Here is a 15,285-nt window from a genome sequence, read left to right as displayed (position 1 = left end):
GTCCTCAAGGAATGACCACCGGGGGCCGCGCAAACAAGGTCCGCGCCGCAATTGTCACGGCAAGGTGAGCGGTTGTGTCAGGTTTGACCCATCAGCGCCGGATCAAATGGATATTTTGTGAGGTTTTCGTAGCCATCCTCCGTGATCAGCACCTGATCTTCGAGCTTGATCGAAAAATCGCCTCCGACCTCTCCGACCAAGGCTTCGACGCAAATGGTCATGCCTGCCTTCAGTTCGTGATCGAAGGCCCCGTCCACATGCTTGTCGGGATAGGCCACCATCGGCCACTCATCGCACAATCCTACGCCGTGCATCAGGCAGCCGTATTTCTGCGCCTGATATTTGTCGTGCAGCACATGGGTGTTGGCCGACAATTCGTTGATCGACACGCCGGGTTTGAGCATCTCCATATTCGTTTGAATGTGCTCGACCGAGTGTTTCATCGCCTCGATCATATCGGCGCGGGGTTTCTGGTCGCCAATCCACCACGTCCGCGAGATGTCACAGCAGATGCCATACGGGCCAACGAGGTCGGTATCGAACGCCAGTATTTCGTTGTTTTTGAGGCGCCGCGGGCCGCATTCCTGAAACCAGGGGTTCGTGCGTGGGCCCGATGCCAGAAGTCGTGTCTCGATCCATTCTCCGCCACGCTTGATGTTTTCGGCGTGTAGTATGGCCCACACATCGTCCTCGGAGACCGTTCCTGTTGGGCCGAATTCGCGGGCGTAGTCCTCCATGACATACATTGCCGCTTCGCAGGAATGGCATGAGGCCCGCATGGCCAAAATCTCGTCCGGCCCTTTGACCGAGCGTGCGTGCTCCGTCACTTCTTCACCCTCGTGGACCTCGAAGCCACGGGCCTCCAGCGCCCGTAAGCCCGCCACCATGATTTTGTCGACGGCGATGCGCTTGTTGCCGCCGTGTTCGCGCATCAAATCCTCGACTTCGGCGGTGAAGCCGGACGCCGCTTGCTGCACCATGTCGCCGTTGGAAAAGTAGAACATAGACGCGCCGGAGCGCTGCTCGCGCACCAGCGGGTTGAACTTGGACAAAAACGGGGAGTTCTTGTAGTCCCAAATGACCATGTAGCCATCGGCGCACAGAAGCACCGCGCGAAACGGGTTGTGGGTGTTCCACAACTGCATGTTGGTGCTGTCGGTCGCATAGCGGATGTTGAGCGGGTCGAACATCAGCAAGCCACCAAGGTCACGGTCCACGATATGCTGCGTCAGACGTTTCCAGCGATACTCGCGCATGCGCTCAAGGTTGGGAAGGCTGAGTCCGGCGTTTTCCCATTCCTCGTAGGACAGCACCGTGGGGCCGATTTCCACGCGGTCATTGTCGTTGGGGCTGCCATCCCCAAGATGCGTGCCTTTGGTCGGATCAATCTTTCGCGTATCGCGGTAATGCGTGTTCATGGTTGCCTCCCTGTTCCCATCAGTCTGAGCGGCTGTCTTCGGGAGGGCTGTTTTGAAAACGGCATGGATAATGTCGATTTCGGGTGCTTAAAGACGATATGCAGCTAACTATCCAAACCGAGCTGCCAGAAAGAGCCGGAACAATGAGCGACGTGAAAACCCAGTACGAGGCCTTTCCGTATCCGGAACGCGACCCCAAAGACGAGCTTAAGCGCCTGATCACAGGCTCGCCGTCGCATCCGCTTGAGTTGGACCACCATCTGTTCGGTGGCCTGCGGGACTGGTCCGGCACAACCCGCATTCTGGTCGCAGGGGGTGGTACCGGCGACGCACTTGTTCAGCTTGCACAAGTGCTGACAAGTGCCGGAAAGAAATATGAAATCACCTATATCGACCTGTCGTCCGCTTCGCGCGAGATTGCGGAAGCACGGGCAAAGGTACGGGGTTTGAGTGGCATCACCTTTATCACCGGAAGCTTGCTGGACGCCGCGAACTACGGGCCTTTTGACTACATAGACTGCTGCGGCGTGCTTCATCACCTGCCCGATCCTCAAGAAGGCTTTGACGCACTTGCGAAAGCCTTGGCCCCTGATGGCGGACTGGGCCTTATGGTCTATGCGCCGTATGGCCGCTCGGGGGTCTACCCGTTGCAAGAAGCCTTCGGCCAATTGACGAAAGGGCTGACACCCAAAGAGCAATTAACGCAGGCCAAGGCTGTGTTCGAGAAGCTGCCGGAGTCTCATCCTTTCAAACGCAACACCCATCTGGTGGATCACAAGCAAAGCGACGCGGGGTTTTATGACCTGCTGCTCCACTCGCAGGACCGGCCCTATACAATCGAGCAGTTGGCCGCGTCTCTGGCCGCATCAGGGTTGCAGCTTGCGGGCGTTCCGCAGCCCTATCTTTACCAGCTGGACCGGTTCACGCCGCGTCCCGACGGGCTTGACGATATCGCGGCTATGGCGCTTGCCGAAAAGCTCGACGGGACGATCAAAACTCATGTCGTCTACGCCAAGCCCGCCGGTGCTGCCTGTGCGCGAGCGGGGCAGACCGACCGCGCGGTGCCGCATCTCAAGGGGGTCGGGGCGGCGGCGCTTGCACAAGCGGTTGCCGCGAAAGGCCGCATTCCTGTCACTCTGAACGGGATACGCCACAGCGTCGAATTGCCCAAGGCGTCTGCTTCAATTCTGGCCGGTATTGACGGAAGAAGGGATATTGCGGCGTTGCGCAAGGGGGCAGGGCTGGACGCCTTGGCCTGGGCGGCGATCTGGCCCAAGATCTCCCGCGCGTTGGAGCAATTCGGTCTCTTGGTCTATTCGCGCCTGCTGGTTTAAAGCGCACACTAATTCCTCTTCGGAAACAATCATGTGGAATTGACCACTCAGACTTGGTAAAACTCGCGAAAGAACTCATTTGCGGGACCGAGCATTCTCATGGCAACGACACCAAAGACCACTGGCACGAAGAAGACCAAACGGTCCACGACGCGCGCGGCAAGCACCACGCCCAAGGCCGCGGCAAAGACTGCGCCGAAGGCGTCTGTTATCTCCACCAAGGGGGCGCAAAAAGGTGACAAGCCCGCAGTTGATGCGCCGGAATTGACCAAAAAGGAAATAGTCGCCCGCATGGTCGCCAATAGCGGCATGAAAAAAGGCGACGCGCGGCGTGCGCTGGAGGCGACGATGGAGGCTTTGGCTGGTGCACTGCGCGAAGGCAACAATTTGTCGCTGGCCCCTTTGGGCAAGATCAAGATCGCCCGCACCAAGGACACGCCAAACGGCAAGCTGGTCGTGCTGCGCGCGAAGCTCAAGGACCCCAAACCGGCCGAGCCCAAAGACCCACTTGCAGAGGCGGCGGAGTAGCGCTAAACCGCCCGCCAACGGGTGATTAGCTCAGTGGTAGAGCGCTTCGTTCACATCGAAGATGTCAGGAGTTCAAATCTCTTATCACCCACCAGTTTCGGCGCGCCCCGCGATCATCGTGTAGGGCGCGCCTTTCGTTTCTGAGGGGGGGCGATGTTGGCGAGATTTCCAGACCTTTATGTCCTGCGCCATGGCGAGACGGAATGGAATGTCGAGGGGCGTATGCAGGGGCGACTGCATTCACCCCTGACGACGAAGGGGATCGCGCAAGCGCAGGCACAACGGCGCGTATTGGACGGCGTTGATCTGGACGGTGTCGACATCATTTCAAGCCCACAGACACGCGCGGTGCATACCGCTGTCGAAATCTTCGCCGCACGGGCTGCGATGATCCGGACCGACGCAGCGCTTTGTGAAATTGATGCAGGCGCGTGGCAGGGGCGCTTGCGTCGCGACCTTGAAATCAAGGGTGATCTGAAAATGACGGTAGATGGACCTCTGGCGCTCTACGAGCAGGCCGAAGGTGGCGAGGGTTTTGTTGCGTTACGCCAGCGGTGCGAGACTTTTCTTGCGACCTTGTCGGGCCCTGCCATCCTCATCACCCATGGAATAACATCCCGCATGCTTCGCACCGTGGCACTTGGCCTGCCGACGGAAGCCATGGCGGATTTGCCCGGAGGGCAGGGGGTTGTCTTCCACTTGAAGGACGGGGATCAGACGCAGCTGGAATAAATTTCCCGAGCGATACACACAGGGTCTGTTTTGGGGGTTGCAGTACAGCCCCGCTTTCCGGTAATTGATCGCCAGTCGGGTCGTTAGCTCAGTTGGTAGAGCGCTTCGTTTACACCGAAGATGTCGGGAGTTCGAGCCTCTCACGACCCACCATTTCCCCAACTTGCAGTGCAGACGCCAATACAAGCCGGATACGTGGCTAGAGGCTGCCCATTGTCGCGATCGCGGAAGTCATTTGTCAGAATTGTCGAAAAACATTGAGACAGGCTGTATCGCCGCTTGACGAGTCTGGTGCGGGGCCATAATACCACCCCCACGCCTGAGGGTTCAGGCGTGCAGCGGGCGGTTGTAGCTCAGTTGGTTAGAGTACCGGCCTGTCACGCCGGGGGTCGCGGGTTCGAGCCCCGTCAACCGCGCCACCGCTGCACTTTTGGAACCCAAACAGGCTGATGCGCGGTTGTAGCTCAGTTGGTTAGAGTACCGGCCTGTCACGCCGGGGGTCGCGGGTTCGAGCCCCGTCAACCGCGCCACTCCTTCATTTAGCTAAGAAAACGGAGCCTTCGGCCCGTGATGTTTTGCGCCGCGCTTTGCGCGTCGCGGTGGGCGAGGGGCCAGCCCCTCGCGCTCCCCGAGGTATTTTTGAAGCAATGATGGGCTAGCTGCGCCTGCGGGAGACAAAGCGCGGCAGCATCGCCGAGAAGTCGCGGCCGGCGCCGTCCTCGTGTTCGACGAATTGCGAGTAGAGTTCCGTTGCGCGGGCGCCCATCGGGGTGTCGGCGTCCAAGGCTTCGGCGGCTTGCTGGCTCAGGCGCAGATCCTTGAGCATCAAATCGGCGGCGAAGCCTGGCTTGTAGTCGTTATCGGCAGGGCTTTGCGGCCCGACACCGGGGGCGGGGCAATAGGCGTTCATCGACCAAGAATAGCCTGAAGAGGTGGACACCACATCGAACATCTTTTGGCGGTCCAGGCCGAGCTTATCGGCCAGCGCGAACGCCTCGCAGGTGGCGATCATCGTGACGCCCAAAATCATGTTGTTGCAGATCTTCGCGGCCTGCCCGTTGCCGGACGGGCCGCAATGCACGGCTTTCTGGCCCATGATGTCGAAGAGCGGAGACACGGCTGCAAAAGCCTCGTCGCTGCCACCTGCCATAAACGTCAGTGTGCCTGCGCTCGCGCCGCCGATGCCGCCGGAGACCGGTGCATCTACGGCCATAAGCCCCGCCGACTGCGCCTTGTCGGCCACGGCGCGGGCGCTGTCCACATCCACCGTGGAGCAGTCGAGCAAAGTCGCGCCCGAACGCATGGCTGGGATGACCTCGTCTGCGACGCTGCGCAGGATCTCCCCGTTGGGCAACATGGTGATAACCACGTCCATGTCAGTCGCAGCCTCTATTGAGGAGGCGGCGGTCGCGACGCCCTCCGGCGGGGTGTTGGCGATGTCAAAGCCGGTAACCTCGTGACCCGCTTTGGCGAGGTTGGCGGCCATCGGTCCGCCCATATTCCCAAGCCCGATAAATCCGATCTTCATGGCATATCCTTCCAGTTCAGTGCGTCATCCCCAAGCGGTCTGAGCATGTTGCTTACCTCAATTTCAGTGACCGCTTCCGGTCCGTCATGAGCCCATTTGGGGGCGCGATCCCGGTCGATGATCGCGGCGCGGATGCCTTCGATGAAATCGCCTTGGGCGACCGCGCGATATGTGTAGCGGAACTCCTGATCCAGCGCCTGCCGGATCGAGTTGGCCGACCGCAGCCTGCGTACGATGGTCATGGTGCAGGCCATGGCGAGGGGTGCGTTTCGGCTCAGCGCTTTCAGGGCGTTTCCGGCGAACGCGCTGTCATCGGTTTTCAACGAGCGTGTGATATCGCCCAGCGTCGCGCCTGCGAAATGTCTGTCGATCCGGGGTTGCAATGCTTGCAACTCGCCTTCGGGTGGGGCGTGGTCGAGCGTCGGCAGCGTGCCGCTTTCGATCATCGAGGCTTTGAGGGTAGGCCAGTTATCCTCCGGCGCGTAGGCGTCGGCAAAGCCCGCGTATATCGCATCCGCAGGTCCCATGCGCGTCGCAGTCAGGCCCAGATACTCTCCCAGCCGTCCCGGGGCTAAGGCCAGCATCAGAGAGCCGCCCACATCCGGCACCAGTCCGATGCCGCATTCCGGCATGGCGATCTGGCTGCTGTCGCCCACGATGCGCAGCGAGCCGTGGCAGCCTATGCCGACGCCTCCGCCCATCGTGAAGCCTTGAAGGAAGCTGACCATCGGCTTGGGATACTCGAATATCTTGGCGTTGAGGCGGTATTCGTCGCGCCAGAACTGGCGGCCATAGTCGAGGTTGCCCTCTTTCCCCGACTTGTACATATCCGCGATGTCGCCACCGGAGCAGAAGGCGCGGTCGCCTTCGGCGTCGAGCAGAACGAGGTCGATATCCGCGTCCCGCCAGTCGTCCAGAGCGGCCTCGATTGCCAGCACCATATCATAGGTCAGTGCGTTCAGCGCTTCGGGGCGCTGCAAGGTGATGCGACCCGCGCGGCCTTCGATCCGGATGAAGATGTCGCTCATGCCGCGATCATCTGGCGGGCGACGATCATGCGCATGATCTCGTTTGTGCCCTCAAGGATCTGGTGGACCCGCAGGTCTCGGGCCAGTTTCTCGATGCCGTAATCAGCGAGATACCCGTAGCCGCCATGTAGTTGCAGGCAGCCATCGACGATGTGTGAGCCTGCCTCGGTCACGAACTTCTTGGCCATGGCGCAGTGCTGCACCGCATCCGGCGCACCGTTGTCGAGCTTCCACGCGGCCTGGCGCAGGAATACGCGGGCGGCTTGCAACTCGATCTCCATATCCGCCAGGCGGAATTGCAGGGCCTGGAATTGGTCGATGGGTTTACCGAAGGCTTGCCGTTCGGCCATGTAAGCCAGTGTTTTGTCCAGCGCAGATTGCGCGGCACCAAGCGAGCAGGCGGCAATGTTCAGGCGGCCACCGTTCAGCCCCTGCATGGCGTAGGTGAAGCCTTTGCCCTCTTCGCCAAGCAGGTTGTCGGCCGATACCTTGCAATCGTCCAGTTGCACCTGACGCGTTGGCTGCGCGCGCCAGCCCATCTTGTCCTCAAGCCCGCCGAACGACAGCCCGTCAGTGCCATCGTCGACGATCAGGGCCGAGATGCCTTTCGGGCCGGCATCGCCGGTGCGCGCCATGACAATATAAGCATCGGAATATCCACCGCCCGAAATGAATGCTTTGGTGCCAGTGAGCGCGAAACCTTCATTTGTACGCTCGGCGCGGGTTTTCAGTGCGGCGGCGTCGGAGCCGGAGCCGGGCTCGGTCAGGCAGTAGGAAAAGAACGTCTCCATGCTCAGCGCTTTTTCGAGGTATTTCGCCTTGAGCGCGTCGGAGCCGTTCTTGTCAATCATCGCGGCGCACATGTTGTGGATCGACAGGAAAGCCGCAACGGAGGGGCAGGCCATGGACAGCGCCTCGAACACCAGTGTCGCATCCAGACGGGACAGGCCGGAGCCGCCCGCCTCCTCCGAAACATAGAGCCCGCCAAACCCCAGTTCCGCCAGTTTGGGCCACAAGTCCTTAGGGATGTTTTCGTCTTTTTCCCATTGCAGGGCGTGGGGGGCTACGTATTCCTCGCCGAAAGCGCGGGCCATGTCGAAGATGGCCGTCTGTTCCTCGGTTAAACCAAAATCCATCTTGCCGTGCTCCTCCCAAGAATTGAACAAGGATTAAATTAATGGCAACTGGACGCTGGGGCAAGCAATAGTCTTGGCACAGAATGAATTCCGGTGACCTCGTTAAAAGTAGTGATTTCTGCCTCCAGACTTGGAATTCAGACGACTTCCTGTTATCAGATTCGTGTTTAGTCAGTTTCGGAGTAACGATGTCACGCTTGTTTAACTTTGGTTTGATCGCCGTCGCGTCCATTTCAGTCGGATTTTCTGCGGCAGCGCGAACGGTTGATTTCGACTTCACCACATCCCCCGACAGCCCCGGAACGTATGAACGCAGCACATCGCTGTCTTTCCAGCAGGGCGGGCTTGATCTCGACGTGTCTGCACACGGGTATTCGACACCCGGCTCCGTCGGTGATCCACTTGCAACCCATAGTGATATCGACGTTTCCCGTCGGGACGGCTACGGGCTATACGTGGCGCAAGGATGGCAGGGTTGGTTCAACTACGACGACCCACGCGTGGACGGCTGGTATAACGAGGTTGTCCAGTTCGACTTCAACCAGACAGATGTTTCGATCGAGCGGATCGTGTTCGGCGACTTCAACGGTGGCAGCGACTTCGACCTCTTCGTAGGTGACGGCGGAGTTCTGTATTATGAGGGCACGAATCAAGTGTTCCAAAACGCGGTGCTCGACACGGAAACCTCCTCGCTCTTCGCAATTGGCGCATCCGACAACTTCTCGTCGTTCATGATCCGAAGCGTTGAAGTCAGCGTTCTGGACGGGACGGATGGGCAGCCCAGCCCGGTTCCATTGCCTGCCGGTGGCGCTTTGATGCTGACCGCCATTGGAATTCTGACCGCCACCCGGAAGTGGTCACGAAAGACCTGATACGCTTCACAGCTGAATTCAAAAGAACGCGCGAGGATTGCTCCCCGCGCGTTTTCGTTTGTTCTGGTTGGCTTATTCCATCACGGGGATGGAGAACTCGCCGCCCTCTTTCAGGCCCGATGGCCAGCGCGAGGTCACGGTCTTGGTACGCGTGTAGAACTTGAACGCGTCGGGGCCATGCTGGTTCAGGTCGCCAAACATCGATTTCTTCCAACCGCCGAAGGTGTGATAGGCCAGCGGAACCGGGATCGGGACGTTGATGCCGACCATGCCGATATTGATCCGGTTGGCAAAGTCTCGCGCGGTGTCGCCGTCACGTGTGAAGATCGCGGTCCCGTTGCCATATTCATGATCCATGGCGATTTTCAGTGCGTCTTCGTAGTTTTCCGCGCGAACGGTCGACAGAACCGGGCCGAAGATCTCGGTCTTGTAGATGTCCATATCGGTGGTGACGTTGTCGAACAGGTGAGGGCCGACGAAGAAGCCGTCCTCATAGCCTTGCAACTTGAAGCCGCGGCCGTCGACGGCCAGCTTGGCCCCTTGGTCGATGCCCGTTTGCACGAGCCGTTCGATATTGGCCTTGGCGGCGGCGGTGACGACGGGGCCGTAATCCACATCATTGCCGGAGGTGTAGGGGCCGACTTTCAGCGCTTCGACTTTCGGCACCAGCTTTTCGAGCAACCGGTCAGCAGTGTCGTCGCCAACAGCAACAGCGACCGAGATCGCCATGCAGCGTTCGCCAGCAGCACCGTAACCTGCGCCGACCAACGCATCAGCGGCTTGGGTCATATCCGCGTCCGGCATGATGATCATGTGGTTCTTCGCGCCGCCGAAACACTGCACGCGCTTCCCGTGAGAGCAGCCCTTGCCGTAGATATATTCCGCAATCGGCGTGGAACCCACGAAGCCCACGGACTGGATCACGTCATGTTCCAGAATGGCGTCGACGGCTTCCTTGTCACCGTTCACCACTTGCAGGATGCCTTTCGGCAGGCCTGCTTCTTCCATCAGTTCGGCCAGCATCAGCGGCACGGACGGGTCACGCTCGGACGGCTTCAGGATGAAGGCGTTGCCGCAGACGATTGCGGGGGCAAACATCCACATCGGGATCATGGCGGGGAAGTTGAACGGCGTGATGCCAGCTGTCACACCAAGCGCCTGCTTCATCGAATACATGTCGATGCCGGGCCCCGCGCTGTCGGTGAAGTCACCCTTTAGCAGTTGTGGTGCACCGATGCAGTATTCCACCACTTCCAGACCGCGCTGCACGTCGCCAGCGGCGTCGGGCAGGGTCTTGCCGTGTTCGCGGGACAGGGCCTCTGCCAGCTTGTCCATGTCGCGGTTCAACAGGTCCACGAACTTCATCATTACCCGCGCGCGGCGCTGCGGGTTGACGGCTGCCCAAGCGGGCTGGGCCTTGGCCGCGATCTGCACGGCTTTGTCCATTTCGTCCTTCGAGGCCAACGGCACCTTGGCCTGAACCTCGCCGGTGGCAGGGTTGAAAACGTCCGCAAAGCGGCCGGATGTGCCTTTTACATGGGCGCCGTCGATGTAGTGGGTAAGCTCTTGCATGGAATCCTCCTTCAATGTCCCGCGCAGCTTACTCTTGCATTTCTGCATGAAAAAGGGCCAGTTTCCCAAAATCATTTTGCAAAAATGTAAGGACCCACATGGCTGAACCAAAATGGGACGATCTCAGGGTTTTTCTGGCAGTCTCGCGTTCCGAGAGTCTGTCCCGAGCGGGCAAGGCACTGCGCCTAGATCCCGCGACTGTCGGGCGCCGCATCTCGCGGCTCGAACAGGCGCTGGAGGTGACCCTGTTTATGAAATCGCCTCAGGGCTACGCGCTGACTCAGGCCGGCGCACGGCTGGTCGCGCGGGCGGAAGCGGTGGAATCCGCCATTCTCAGCGCTCAGGACGACGCCACTGGCGGCGGCGAGGAGATGACCGGCCAGATCCGTGTCGGAGCGCCGGACGGGTGCGCGAATTACCTGTTGCCACAGGTCTGCGCCGCCATCTGCGAGGATCATCCCGGGCTGGAGGTGCAGATCGTCGCGCTACCGCGCGTCTTCAACTTGTCGAAACGGGAGGCCGATATGGCGATCACCGTCTCGCCACCCACGGCGGGCAGGCTGACCAGCCAGAAATTGACAGACTACCATCTGCACCTCATGGCAAGCCGCGCCTACCTGGAAAAGTCCCCGCCGCTCGACACATTGGCCGACCTCGAAAAACACCCGATTATAGGCTACATCGCCGACCTGATCTTCGACGCAGAATTGGACTATCTGTCGGAAATCGGCGGCCCGCGCACGAGTTTCGCCTCCAACTCGGTATCCGTGCAACTCAACTGGGCGCGGATTGGGGCGGGGCTTGTTATCGGGCATGATTTTGCGCTGCCGTTCGCGCCAGAGCTGACGCGAGTCTTGGCAACGGAGTTCTCTCTCAAGCGCAGCTTCTATCTCGTTCGTCACGCCGACGATCACAATATCTCGCGACTGCGCTTGTTTGCACAGGAATTGGGCACAAGAGTGCGGCACGAAATGGCACGTCTTGAAGGTCGCACTTGACGTAAACCCGACCTTGGGACGACAGTGGAGTCATCGATCACTCTATTTTCGCGTACAGGAGACACGAGCATGCTGGTAAGCAACATTTTGAAGCAGAAAGCGGATGATGGGGTCGTGACTATCGCGCCGGGTGCCGCGGTATCAGATGCCGCCAAGATACTGTCGGATCGAAAAATCGGCTCTGTGGTCGTATCGTCGGACAACAAAACAGCCCTTGGAATTCTGTCCGAGCGCGACATCGTGCGCGAAATTGGCCAGCGCGGGTCGGTCTGCCTGTCGGAGACGGTCGAGAGCATGATGACCAGTAAGCTGGTAACTTGCGTGTCGAGCGATCGCGCAGACAACATTCTTGCGACCATGACCGAAGGCCGCTTCCGCCACATGCCCGTCGTCGAGAACGGCGAAATGATCGGGCTGATTACCTTGGGCGATGTCGTGAAGGCCCGTTTGAGCGAGTTGGCGATGGAGAAGGACGCGCTGGAAGGGATGATCATGGGGCACTGACGCGCGGCTATCTTCTTGCATTCCTGCACGCAATATTGTTGCGTAGGTCTGCGTCAAACAAAAGAAAGCCCGCCCCATGCGCATTGGACTCTATCCCGGTACATTCGACCCGATCACACTGGGCCATGCCGATATCATCCGTCGCGCGTGCTCTTTGGTGGATCGCCTGGTCATTGGCGTCGCCATCAACCGCGACAAAGGGCCGTTGTTCACGTTGGAAGAACGCACTGACATGATCGAGGCGGAATGCGCCAAAATCAGCCGCGAAACCGGCTGCGAGATCGTCGCGCATCCCTTCGAGAACCTGCTGATCCATTGCGCCCGCGACGTGGGGGCCTCGGTCATTATCAGGGGCCTGCGCGCGGTCGCCGATTTCGAGTATGAATACCAGATGGTCGGCATGAACCGGGCGATGGATGACAGTATCGAGACGGTGTTTCTCATGGCCGAGGCGGAGCATCAGGCCATCGCCTCGAAACTCGTCAAAGAGATCGCGCGTCTGGGCGGGGATGTGTCGACTTTCGTCACGCCATCTGTAAAGGCCGCCTTGATAGATCGCTTGGGCTAGAAGGCCGCGCGCTTGCGGGACAGGGGTTTACACCACCTGTCACTGGTCTAGTTTGGCGCCCAAATCAACACGCTCAGGAGCGCCCTACATGGCCGATATCAAAGATCCCGAAAACACCATCCTTATGGAGCTGTCCGGCGGCACCGTAACGATCGAGCTTCTGCCCGACGTGGCCCCTCAGCACACGGCCCGCATGAAAGAACTGGCCCGCTCGGGGGCTTATAACAACGTGGCGTTTCACCGGGTGATCGACGGCTTCATGGCGCAGACCGGCGACGTTGCCAACGGCAACATGGAAAAGGACTTCAACATCCGCATGGCGGGCACCGGCGGCTCCGACATGCCTGATTTGCCCGCCGAGTTTTCCAAGCTGCCCCATGACCGTGGCACCATCGGCGCGGCGCGGTCGGCAAACCCGAACTCGGCCAACAGCCAGTTCTTCATCAATTTCTCCGACAACAGTTTCCTGAACGGCCAATACACTGTCTACGGTCGCGTCATTTCCGGCATGGAACATGTCGATGCGATCCAGCGTGGCGAGCCGCCGATGAACCCGGACCGCATGATCTCGGTCACGGTTGCCGCCGACGCGAACGCGGCGGACGGGCCTGCCGACGCAGGCGGCGACGCTGACGGGGGTGACGGCGGTGAATAAATCCTTAGCGATTGTTGCCTGTCTGTTGGCAAGCCCCGCGCTTGCGACGGGACTGGAGATTGACATTGAGGGCGAGGCCAATGGCACCGTGGTGATCGACCTGCTCGAAGATGTGGCACCCAAGCATGTTGAGCAGATTACGGCACTGGCGTCGGAGGGCGCATATGACGGCGTGGTATTTCACCGCGTCATCGACGGCTTCATGGCGCAAACCGGCGATGTGGAATTCGGCAAGGCCGGTGGCGACACCAGTGGCGCAGGGCGTGGTGGCTCCAGCCGCCCGGATATTCCGGCGGAGTTCTCGAAGATCAACTTCAACCGCGGCGTAGTCGGCATGGCCCGCAGCCAGAACCCGAACTCGGCCAATAGCCAGTTTTTCATCATGTTCGACGAAGGCTCGTTCCTGAACGGGCAATATACGGTTGTGGGCAATGTCACTTCCGGTATGGATGTCGTCGACCAGATCAAGCGCGGCACCGGTCCTAACGGATCAGTGTTGGGCGCGCCGGACGTGATGAAAGACGTCCGCGTCACCGACTAACGCGCCATCAACCCCGCGTGAGCGGGACTATGACAGGCGCGAATAACGGGCCATGCTGCTTTGGGAGGAGCCAGCATGGCCCGTTTCTTTTTGATCTTCGCCGCGTTGTTCGTTGCCTTAGCGAGTGGTGCGTCAGCACAAACTGCGCGGCTCACGCAAGGCTGGCCGGATACCGACTTTTCGAAAACCACAGTTGATCTGTCCGAAATCCGCTCCGGTGGTCCAGGCAAGGACGGCATTCCTGCAGTGGACTCGCCGTCGTTCCTGAAAGCTGCCGACGAGCGCCGAATAGGCGACCGCGAGCCGGTTCTGACGGTGGAGATCAACGGCCAGAAGCCGCGTGCCTATCCGATCCGCTATTTTATGGTCCATGAGATCGTGAATGACGTCATCGGCGGCATTCCCGTCGCCGTTACATTTTGCCCGTTGTGCAATTCCGGCGTCACCTTCGATCGCCGCGTCGCCGGGCGCACTCTGAGTTTCGGCGTCTCCGGCAATCTGCGCAACTCCGACATGGTCATGTATGACCGCCAAACGGAAAGCTGGTGGCAGCAGGCGGTGGGGGAGGCGATCGTCGGCGATTTGGCTGGGCGCAAGCTCAAACAGATCCCCAGTTGGATGGAAAGCTGGGCGGCCTTCAAGGCGCGAAATCCCGACGGTCTGGTCCTGAACGCGCCGCGCCGGAACTTCAACTACGGCGCGAACCCTTACGTGAACTATGACAGCTCTACGCGGCCGTTCCTCTATGACGGCGCCTTGCCGCCAAACGGTATAGACCCCATGGCCCGTGTGATCCGCGTCGGTAATCGTGCATGGCCGATGGAGCGATTGCGCCGCGAAAAGATGATCCGCGAACACGGGGTAGAGTTGTCATGGCAGGGCGAGCAAGCCTCGGCACTGGATAGTCGCACCATCAATGACGGACGCAGCGTCGGCAGCGTTCGGGTGCGCGACGGGCAGGGGCGCGACATCGTGCATGACGTGATGTTCGCCTTTGCGTTTCATGCGTTCTACCCGAATGGACGTTGGCACTAGCCCCAGCTTGGTTTGCGCTTTTCCAGAAACGCGGTGATGCCTTCATCGGTGTCTTCAAGCGCCATATTCACGGCCATCACCTCGCCGGTATAGGCATAAGCCTCCGCAACTGGCATCTGTGCTTGCTCGTAGAACGCCTGCTTGCCGATGCGCACCGCTGAACCCAGTTTTGCGGCGATGGTGTGTGCAAACTCCAGCGTTTCCGCCGCCAGATCGCTTTTCGCCACGCGGTTGACCAGCCCCAATTCCCGCGCACGATAGGCGTCGATGAACTCGCCCGTGGTCAGCATCTCGAAGGCCTGCTTGCGGTGTATGTTGCGGCTGAGTGCCACCATCGGCGTCGAGCAGAACAGCCCGATATTCACCCCGTTCACCCCGAACTTGGTCCCCTCCGCCGCAACGGCCAGATCGCAGGTCGCAACCAATTGGCACCCGGCTGCCGTCGCTATGCCGTGGGCCTGGGCAATGACGGGTTGCGGCAGGCTTTGAATGCGGGCCATGACAGCCGAACAGCGCTCGAACAGATGAAGCCAAGCGGCGCGCCCGCCATCCTTACCGTTCCGTGCCGCTTGCATTTCCTTCAGATCATGACCTGCGCAGAAGACCTTGCCAGCACCATCCAGAATAACCACGCGAATGTTTGGATCGCCTGCCACTTCATCCAGCGCGCTGTGCAGCGCCGCCAGCATCGCGTCGGACAGGGCGTTCAGCTTGGCCGGGTTGTTCAGTGTAAGCCGCGCGACCGCTCCGTCGTCATTGCGCAAAACTAACGCGTCGTCCATCTTGTCATTCCCTTTCTGATCTGGTCCGGTACCCGCAAGCCTAGGACGAAGAGG

The 15,285-nt window shown here is 59.9% G+C and carries 15 protein-coding genes, 4 tRNA genes and 1 pseudogene; 14 read left to right on the top strand and 6 right to left on the bottom strand.

Annotated elements, in window-relative coordinates; translation table 11 throughout:
* Nucleotides 1–77: 77 nt before the first annotated feature.
* Nucleotides 78–1,418, bottom strand: coding sequence for a dimethylsulfonioproprionate lyase DddP (gene dddP, locus THALAR_RS05575; protein WP_021100522.1), 1,341 nt, complete (start codon nt 1,416–1,418; stop codon nt 78–80).
* A gap of 143 nt (nt 1,419–1,561) precedes the next feature.
* Between dddP and THALAR_RS05570 the strand changes: the two genes are divergently transcribed.
* From THALAR_RS05570 to THALAR_RS05540, 7 genes are all read left to right on the top strand, one after another.
* Nucleotides 1,562–2,752, top strand: coding sequence for a class I SAM-dependent methyltransferase (locus THALAR_RS05570; protein WP_021100521.1), 1,191 nt, complete (start codon nt 1,562–1,564; stop codon nt 2,750–2,752).
* A gap of 99 nt (nt 2,753–2,851) precedes the next feature.
* The gene (locus THALAR_RS05565) at nt 2,852–3,280 is read left to right on the top strand and encodes an HU family DNA-binding protein (protein WP_040817272.1); all 429 of its coding nucleotides are present in this window, start codon (nt 2,852–2,854) and stop codon (nt 3,278–3,280) included.
* A 19-nt stretch (nt 3,281–3,299) separates the two neighbouring features.
* A tRNA-Val gene (locus tag THALAR_RS05560) sits at nt 3,300–3,374 on the top strand.
* A 59-nt stretch (nt 3,375–3,433) separates the two neighbouring features.
* Nucleotides 3,434–4,012 carry a histidine phosphatase family protein gene (locus THALAR_RS05555; RefSeq protein ID WP_021100519.1) on the top strand — a complete coding sequence of 193 codons (579 nt, stop codon included), beginning with the start codon at nt 3,434–3,436 and terminating at the stop codon, nt 4,010–4,012.
* Nucleotides 4,013–4,089: 77 nt separating this feature from the next.
* Nucleotides 4,090–4,165, top strand: a tRNA-Val gene (locus THALAR_RS05550).
* Between the two features lie 189 nt (nt 4,166–4,354).
* A tRNA-Asp gene (locus THALAR_RS05545) sits at nt 4,355–4,431 on the top strand.
* 34 nt (nt 4,432–4,465) lie between these two features.
* Nucleotides 4,466–4,542, top strand: a tRNA-Asp gene (locus THALAR_RS05540).
* 125 nt (nt 4,543–4,667) lie between these two features.
* Here THALAR_RS05540 and mmsB read toward each other — a convergent pair.
* The 3 genes from mmsB to THALAR_RS05525 are packed head-to-tail and all read right to left on the bottom strand — an operon-like array spanning nt 4,668 to nt 7,704.
* Complete coding sequence (gene mmsB / locus THALAR_RS05535; protein WP_021100518.1) at nt 4,668–5,540, bottom strand: 3-hydroxyisobutyrate dehydrogenase; 873 nt, start codon at nt 5,538–5,540, stop codon at nt 4,668–4,670.
* Nucleotides 5,537–6,568 carry a 3-hydroxyisobutyryl-CoA hydrolase gene (locus THALAR_RS05530; RefSeq protein ID WP_021100517.1) on the bottom strand — a complete coding sequence of 344 codons (1,032 nt, stop codon included), beginning with the start codon at nt 6,566–6,568 and terminating at the stop codon, nt 5,537–5,539. Before THALAR_RS05530 ends, mmsB begins: the two co-directional genes overlap by 4 nt.
* A complete protein-coding gene (locus tag THALAR_RS05525; protein ID WP_021100516.1) occupies nt 6,565–7,704 on the bottom strand; it encodes an acyl-CoA dehydrogenase family protein in 1,140 nt (379 codons plus the stop codon). The genes THALAR_RS05530 and THALAR_RS05525 overlap by 4 nt, the downstream gene beginning before the upstream one ends.
* Before the next feature lie 188 nt (nt 7,705–7,892).
* Between THALAR_RS05525 and THALAR_RS05520 the strand changes: the two genes are divergently transcribed.
* The gene (locus THALAR_RS05520) at nt 7,893–8,576 is read left to right on the top strand and encodes a VPLPA-CTERM sorting domain-containing protein (protein ID WP_021100515.1); all 684 of its coding nucleotides are present in this window, start codon (nt 7,893–7,895) and stop codon (nt 8,574–8,576) included.
* A gap of 72 nt (nt 8,577–8,648) precedes the next feature.
* On the opposite strand, the gene THALAR_RS05515 is transcribed toward THALAR_RS05520, so the two are convergent.
* Nucleotides 8,649–10,148: a CoA-acylating methylmalonate-semialdehyde dehydrogenase gene (locus tag THALAR_RS05515; RefSeq protein WP_021100514.1), complete on the bottom strand. Its 1,500-nt coding sequence runs from the start codon at nt 10,146–10,148 to the stop codon at nt 8,649–8,651.
* A 98-nt stretch (nt 10,149–10,246) separates the two neighbouring features.
* Here THALAR_RS05515 and THALAR_RS05510 point away from each other — a divergent pair, with 98 nt between their 5' ends.
* The 6 genes and pseudogenes from THALAR_RS05510 to THALAR_RS05485 all read left to right on the top strand — a co-directional run bounded on the left by THALAR_RS05510 (nt 10,247) and on the right by THALAR_RS05485 (nt 14,449).
* Nucleotides 10,247–11,146, top strand: a complete 900-nt coding sequence (locus THALAR_RS05510; protein ID WP_021100513.1) for a LysR family transcriptional regulator — start codon at nt 10,247–10,249, stop codon at nt 11,144–11,146.
* Nucleotides 11,147–11,215: 69 nt separating this feature from the next.
* Nucleotides 11,216–11,650 carry a CBS domain-containing protein gene (locus THALAR_RS05505; RefSeq protein WP_021100512.1) on the top strand — a complete coding sequence of 145 codons (435 nt, stop codon included), beginning with the start codon at nt 11,216–11,218 and terminating at the stop codon, nt 11,648–11,650.
* Between the two features lie 76 nt (nt 11,651–11,726).
* On the top strand, nt 11,727–12,218 hold the full coding sequence (coaD, locus tag THALAR_RS05500; protein ID WP_021100511.1) for a pantetheine-phosphate adenylyltransferase: 492 nt from the start codon (nt 11,727–11,729) through the stop codon (nt 12,216–12,218).
* A gap of 88 nt (nt 12,219–12,306) precedes the next feature.
* A pseudogene (locus THALAR_RS05495) lies at nt 12,307–12,810 on the top strand (peptidyl-prolyl cis-trans isomerase); the annotation flags it as partial.
* A gap of 55 nt (nt 12,811–12,865) precedes the next feature.
* On the top strand, nt 12,866–13,414 hold the full coding sequence (locus THALAR_RS05490) for a peptidylprolyl isomerase (protein WP_021100509.1): 549 nt from the start codon (nt 12,866–12,868) through the stop codon (nt 13,412–13,414).
* A gap of 75 nt (nt 13,415–13,489) precedes the next feature.
* Nucleotides 13,490–14,449: a DUF3179 domain-containing protein gene (locus tag THALAR_RS05485; protein ID WP_021100508.1), complete on the top strand. Its 960-nt coding sequence runs from the start codon at nt 13,490–13,492 to the stop codon at nt 14,447–14,449.
* On the opposite strand, the gene THALAR_RS05480 is transcribed toward THALAR_RS05485, so the two are convergent.
* Nucleotides 14,446–15,231 (bottom strand): enoyl-CoA hydratase, encoded by a 786-nt coding sequence (locus THALAR_RS05480; protein WP_021100507.1) that lies wholly within the window; start codon nt 15,229–15,231, stop codon nt 14,446–14,448. The genes THALAR_RS05485 and THALAR_RS05480 overlap by 4 nt on opposite strands.
* Between the last annotated feature and the right edge of the window lie 54 nt (nt 15,232–15,285).

It is taken from the genome of Litoreibacter arenae DSM 19593 (assembly GCF_000442275.2).
Classification (GTDB): domain Bacteria; phylum Pseudomonadota; class Alphaproteobacteria; order Rhodobacterales; family Rhodobacteraceae; genus Litoreibacter; species Litoreibacter arenae.
The sequence above is the reverse complement of the archived record's forward strand: the minus strand, read 5'-3'. Positions and strand labels throughout refer to the sequence as shown.

Coding starts and splice junctions, on each gene's coding strand:
- THALAR_RS05565 (WP_040817272.1), top strand. CDS start 2,852: ATGGCAACGACACCAAAGACCACTGGCACGAAGAAGACCAAACGGTCC.
- coaD (WP_021100511.1), top strand. CDS start 11,727: ATGCGCATTGGACTCTATCCCGGTACATTCGACCCGATCACACTGGGC.
- THALAR_RS05525 (WP_021100516.1), bottom strand. CDS start 7,704: ATGGATTTTGGTTTAACCGAGGAACAGACGGCCATCTTCGACATGGCC.
- THALAR_RS05485 (WP_021100508.1), top strand. CDS start 13,490: ATGGCCCGTTTCTTTTTGATCTTCGCCGCGTTGTTCGTTGCCTTAGCG.
- THALAR_RS05505 (WP_021100512.1), top strand. CDS start 11,216: ATGCTGGTAAGCAACATTTTGAAGCAGAAAGCGGATGATGGGGTCGTG.
- THALAR_RS05515 (WP_021100514.1), bottom strand. CDS start 10,148: ATGCAAGAGCTTACCCACTACATCGACGGCGCCCATGTAAAAGGCACA.
- THALAR_RS05510 (WP_021100513.1), top strand. CDS start 10,247: ATGGCTGAACCAAAATGGGACGATCTCAGGGTTTTTCTGGCAGTCTCG.
- THALAR_RS05530 (WP_021100517.1), bottom strand. CDS start 6,568: ATGAGCGACATCTTCATCCGGATCGAAGGCCGCGCGGGTCGCATCACC.
- THALAR_RS05555 (WP_021100519.1), top strand. CDS start 3,434: ATGTTGGCGAGATTTCCAGACCTTTATGTCCTGCGCCATGGCGAGACG.
- mmsB (WP_021100518.1), bottom strand. CDS start 5,540: ATGAAGATCGGATTTATCGGGCTTGGGAATATGGGCGGACCGATGGCC.
- THALAR_RS05570 (WP_021100521.1), top strand. CDS start 1,562: ATGAGCGACGTGAAAACCCAGTACGAGGCCTTTCCGTATCCGGAACGC.
- THALAR_RS05480 (WP_021100507.1), bottom strand. CDS start 15,231: ATGGACGACGCGTTAGTTTTGCGCAATGACGACGGAGCGGTCGCGCGG.
- dddP (WP_021100522.1), bottom strand. CDS start 1,418: ATGAACACGCATTACCGCGATACGCGAAAGATTGATCCGACCAAAGGC.
- THALAR_RS05520 (WP_021100515.1), top strand. CDS start 7,893: ATGTCACGCTTGTTTAACTTTGGTTTGATCGCCGTCGCGTCCATTTCA.